This window comes from Devosia sp., assembly GCF_034675085.1.
GTDB lineage: Bacteria > Pseudomonadota > Alphaproteobacteria > Rhizobiales > Devosiaceae > Devosia.
The window spans coordinates 1-4,834 of record NZ_JAUCDN010000251.1 but is presented as its reverse complement, the minus strand read 5'-3'; the positions used below and the strand labels follow the sequence as shown (position 1 = coordinate 4,834).

Here is a 4,834-nt window from a genome sequence, read left to right as displayed (position 1 = left end):
GAAGCTGCCGCGCCCGCTGCATGTGATCGAAGGGCCGCTGATGGCGGGCATGGGGATCGTGGGGGACCTGTTCGGCTCGGGCAAGATGTTCCTGCCGCAGGTGGTCAAATCCGCGCGGGTGATGAAGCAGGCCGTGGCGCTGCTGCTGCCCTATATGGAGGCCGAAAAGGAGGCCAATGGCGGCGGGGACGACCGCCAGAGCGCCGGCAAGGTGCTGATGGCGACGGTGAAGGGCGACGTGCACGATATCGGCAAGAACATCGTCGGCGTCGTGCTCTCCTGCAACAATTACGAGATCATCGACCTGGGCGTGATGGTGCCCGCCGCCAAGATTCTGGAGACGGCGCGCGAGCAAAAGGTCGACATCATCGGGCTTTCCGGGCTCATCACCCCGTCGCTGGACGAAATGGCGCATGTGGCCGCCGAAATGGAGCGGGAGGGGTTCGACATTCCCCTGCTCATCGGCGGGGCAACGACCAGCCGCGTGCATACGGCGGTGAAAATCCATCCGCGCTACGAGCGTGGGCAGGCCGTGCATGTCAACGACGCCAGCCGCGCCGTGGGCGTGGTGAGCAATCTGCTCTCGCCCGACACCAAGGCCGATTTCATCGCCCAGGTGCGCGCCGATTATGCGCGGGCCACCGCCGCACATGAGCGGGCCGAGGCGGAAAAGAAGCGCCTGCCGCTGGCGGCGGCGCGGGAAAATGCCTTCAAGACCGACTGGTCGACCTATGCCCCGCCGCCGCCGAGCTTTACCGGCATCAAAAAGTTCGAGGATTTCGACCTGGCGGAGCTGGCGCGCTATATCGACTGGACGCCCTTCTTCCAGGCTTGGGAATTGCGCGGGCGCTATCCGGCCATTCTGGAGGACGAGCGGCAGGGCGAGGCGGCGCGGGCGCTGTGGGCCGACGCCCAGAAGATGCTGGAGCAGGTGATCGCGGAAAAATGGTTCAAGCCGCGCGCGGTGATCGGCTTCTGGCCGGCCAATGCGGTGGGCGACGACATCCGCCTGTTCACCGACGAAAGCCGCAAGGAAGAACTGGCGACGCTCTATACGCTGCGCCAGCAGCTTTCCAAGCGCGACGGCAAGGCCAATATGGCGCTGTCCGACTTCATGGCGCCGCTGGAGACCGGCCATGCCGACCATATCGGGGGGTTCGTCGTGACGGCCGGCATCGAGGAAGTGGCCATCGCCGAGCGTTTCGAGCGGGCCAATGACGATTATTCCTCCATTCTGGTCAAGGCCCTGGCCGACCGCTTCGCCGAGACGCTGGCCGAATTCATGCACCTCAAGGTGCGGCGCGAGCATTGGGGCTATGCCCGCGACGAAGCGCTGACGCCCGACGAGATCATCCTGGAAAAATACCGCGGCATCCGCCCTGCCCCGGGCTATCCGGCCCAGCCCGACCACACCGAAAAAACCACGCTGTTCCGCCTGCTCGACGCGGAAAACCAGGTGGGGGTGGAACTGACCGAAAGCTATGCCATGTGGCCGGGCTCGTCCGTGGCCGGGCTCTATTTCAGCCATCCGGATGCCTATTATTTCGGCGTGGCCAAGGTGGAGCGCGACCAGGTGGTCGATTATTCGCAACGCAAGGGCATGGCCATGGAAGAGGTGGAGCGCTGGCTGGGGCCGATCCTCAACTATATCCCCGGCAATGCGGTGGCGGCGGAATGAAACCGGCTATAGCGGTGCAACTGGTAACCGCGGGCGAACCCGTTCCCGCGCCCGCGCCCGGCTCGGCCTGGCTGGTTCTGCCGGCCAATAGCGGGCACGAGCATCCCGACGGGGCCGTTTGCCCGGTCTGCGCCGCCGCGACCGATGTGCGGGCGCTGCTGTTCGACCTGCTGGAAAGCGCGCGGCAGGGTTTGCGCCCGGCGTTCACCCGGGTGGTGGTGGATGCGCGGGCGGTGACGGATGCGGCGCGCGTCGTGGCGGCGCTGGAAGGAAAGCTGCCGGCGACGGCATTGCGCGACCACGAGGTGGCGCGGCGGTTTTTCCTGGAGATGTGAGGTCGGCCCCGGCGCGGCGGCCGGGGCGACAATTGGCTTATTCGCTGGCCACGTCGGTGGCGACGCCTACGCGCTGGGCAAGAGCGGCTTCCATGAACTCGTCGAGATCGCCGTCGAGCACCACGGAGGGCTGGCCGCTTTCCACGCTGGTGCGCAGATCCTTCACCATCTGGTAGGGCTGGAGCACATAGGAGCGGATCTGGTGGCCCCAGCCGATATCGGTCTTGCTGGCCGCCTGGGCGTTGGCCGCCTCTTCGCGCTTCTGCAATTCGGCCTCGTAGAGGCGCGATTTCAGCATGGCCATGGCCGTGGCGCGGTTCTTGTGCTGGCTGCGCTCGGCCTGGCAGGCCACGATGATGCCCGAGGGCACGTGGGTGATGCGGATGGCCGAGTCGGTGGTGTTGACGTGCTGCCCGCCGGCGCCCGAGGAGCGGTAGGTGTCGACCTTGAGGTCGGCTTCGCGGATCTCGATATCGATGGAATCATCGACCACCGGATAGACCCAGACGCTGGAAAAGCTGGTGTGGCGGCGCGCCGCCGAGTCATAGGGGCTGATGCGCACCAGGCGATGCACGCCGCTCTCGGTCTTGAGCCAGCCATAGGCGTTGTGGCCCTTGACCAGAATGGTGGCGGACTTGATGCCGGCCTCTTCGCCATCGTGGAATTCGATGGATTCGACCTTCATCTTCCGCCGTTCGGCCCAGCGGCTATACATGCGCAGCAGCATGCTGGCCCAATCCTGGCTCTCGGTGCCGCCAGCGCCGGAGTGGATTTCCACATAGCAGTCATTGGCATCGACCTCGCCCGAAAGCAGGGTCTCGATCTGCTGGCGGCGCGCGGACTGGCGCAGCTCCTCCAGGGCGGCCTCGGCATCGCGCACGATATCGGCGTCGCCCTCGGCCTCGCCCAGTTCGATCAGCTCGACATTGTCCCGAATGCCGGCTTCCAGCTCGCGCACCGCCTTGACGGCGCTGTCGAGCTCGTCGCGCTCGCGCATGGCGATGCGGGCCTTGTCGGGATCGTTCCAGAAATCGGGGGATTCGGTTTGCGCGTTCAGCGCGTCGAGGCGGACTTCAGCAGTATCCCAGTCAAAGATGCCTCCTCAGCAGGGTCAGAACCTGCTCGATTTCGGCGACGGTCTTTTCGGTTTCCGTACGCATTGAAAAGAAATTCCCTAGATGAATGGGCTCCGTTTAGCGGAGCGCGAAAAAAGGATCAACCACCCCGGCTCAGTTGAGTTCGACCCAGCTGCCGGTGGTGCGGTCGTAAACGCGCTGGCCGCTGTTCTGGGGGGGCGAGGACGAACGGCCCGGCTGGGTGATGAAACCCGAGCCATATTGCTGCTGCATCATCTGCTCGCGCTGGATGGCGTCGAACGCTCCCACATCGATGCCGATGACCGAGGTGAGCAGATTGGGCCCGGTGCCGGGCTTGAACGCCTCCTGGATGCCCGCCTCGCCCTCGAAGGCCTTGGCGCCGGAATTGGGATTGATCCAGGCCGTCGTCATGCCGGAGGGCATGCTGAAGGCGGTGGGCGGGGTTCCTTCGAGGGCCTTTTGCATGAACTCGGTGAAGATGGGCACCGCGAAGCTGCCGCCGGTGACCGAACTGCCCATGGAGCGCGGCTTGTCGTAGCCGACATAGACGCCCACGGCCAACTCGGGGGTGAAGCCGACGAACCAGGCGTCCTTGTAGTCATTGGTGGTGCCGGTCTTGCCCGCCACAGGACGGTTGAGCACGCGGGCGGCCGTGCCGGTGCCGCGCAGCACCACGCCTTCCATCATCGAGGTGATCTGGTAGGCGGTCATCGGATCGAGCACCTGCTCGCGATTGTCGACGATGATCGGCTCGCCCTGCCCGTGCCAGTCGGGGGCCTCGCAGCCCTGGCACTGGCGCTGGTCGTGGCGATAGACGGTGTTGCCGTAGCGATCCTGAATGCGATCGATCAGGGTGGGCACGATCTTGCGGCCGCCATTGGCGATGGTGGCATAAGCGGCGGTCATGCGCATGTCGGTGGTTTCGCCCGCGCCCAGCGACATGGCCAGCACCGGCTGCATGGAATCGTAGACGCCGAACAGCTTGGCGTATTCGGCGATGAGCGGCATGCCCAGATCCTTGGCCAGGCGCACGGTCATGACGTTGCGGCTGCGCTCGATGCCCCGCCGCAGGGTCTGGGGACCGTAAAATTCCTGCGCATAGTTTTCCGGCCGCCAGATGGAGCCGTCGGCATTGCGGATCTCCACCGGCGCGTCCAGCACCACCGAGGCGGGCGTATAGCCATTGTCGAGGGCGGCGGCATAGACGATGGGTTTGAAGGACGAGCCGGGCTGGCGCAGCGCCTGGGTGGCGCGGTTGAACTCGCTCATGGCGTAGGAAAAGCCGCCCACCATGGCCAATACGCGCCCGGTGCGCGGGTCCATGGCGACCAGCGCGCCCTCGATCTCGGGCACCTGTTCGAGCGTGTAGACGCCCTGCTTGCCTGAAACCGGGGAAACATAGATCACATCTCCCACGTTAAGGATATTCTGCAAGGGCTTGGAAACCCATTTGATTTCCGGGCCGGACAGCGTGCCGGTGACGCGATCCTCCGCCACGCCGCCGCCGGCAATGCTGGCGGGGCGCAGGCCGATGGTCGCCTCGTTGGAGCCCATTTCCAGCACCACGGCCAATTGCCATTCCGGCACATCGCCGAGCGGACTGATCTTGTTGACGTCGAGGCCCCAATCCTCACCCAGTTCGATGCTGGCGACCGGCTCGCGGAAGCCTCGGGCCCGGTCATAGGCCATCAGGCCATCCATCAGCGCCCGGCGGGCAAATTCCT

At 65.3% G+C, this 4,834-nt stretch carries 4 protein-coding genes; 2 read left to right on the top strand and 2 right to left on the bottom strand.

Going from position 1 to position 4,834, the window contains the following annotated elements; translation table 11 throughout:
• Both VDP82_RS13935 and VDP82_RS13930 read left to right on the top strand, forming a co-directional pair.
• The coding region (locus VDP82_RS13935) for a vitamin B12 dependent-methionine synthase activation domain-containing protein (protein WP_323015452.1) at positions 1-1,678 on the top strand (1,678 nt) is incomplete at its 5' end.
• Positions 1,675-2,013 carry a hypothetical protein gene (locus VDP82_RS13930; RefSeq protein WP_323015451.1) on the top strand — a complete coding sequence of 113 codons (339 nt, stop codon included), beginning with the start codon at positions 1,675-1,677 and terminating at the stop codon, positions 2,011-2,013. The genes VDP82_RS13935 and VDP82_RS13930, both read left to right, overlap by 4 nt.
• Before the next feature lie 37 nt (positions 2,014-2,050).
• Here the strand turns inward: VDP82_RS13930 and prfB are convergent.
• Both prfB and VDP82_RS13920 read right to left on the bottom strand, forming a co-directional pair.
• A protein-coding gene (gene prfB / locus VDP82_RS13925; protein ID WP_323015450.1) for a peptide chain release factor 2 occupies positions 2,051-3,173 on the bottom strand; the annotation gives its coding sequence in 2 pieces (ribosomal slippage) (positions 2,051-3,103 and positions 3,105-3,173; 1,122 coding nt in all).
• A gap of 69 nt (positions 3,174-3,242) precedes the next feature.
• Positions 3,243-4,834: penicillin-binding protein 1A (locus VDP82_RS13920; RefSeq protein ID WP_323015449.1), on the bottom strand; the 1,592-nt coding region annotated here is incomplete at its 5' end.

Coding starts and splice junctions, on each gene's coding strand:
- VDP82_RS13930 (WP_323015451.1), top strand. CDS start 1,675: ATGAAACCGGCTATAGCGGTGCAACTGGTAACCGCGGGCGAACCCGTT.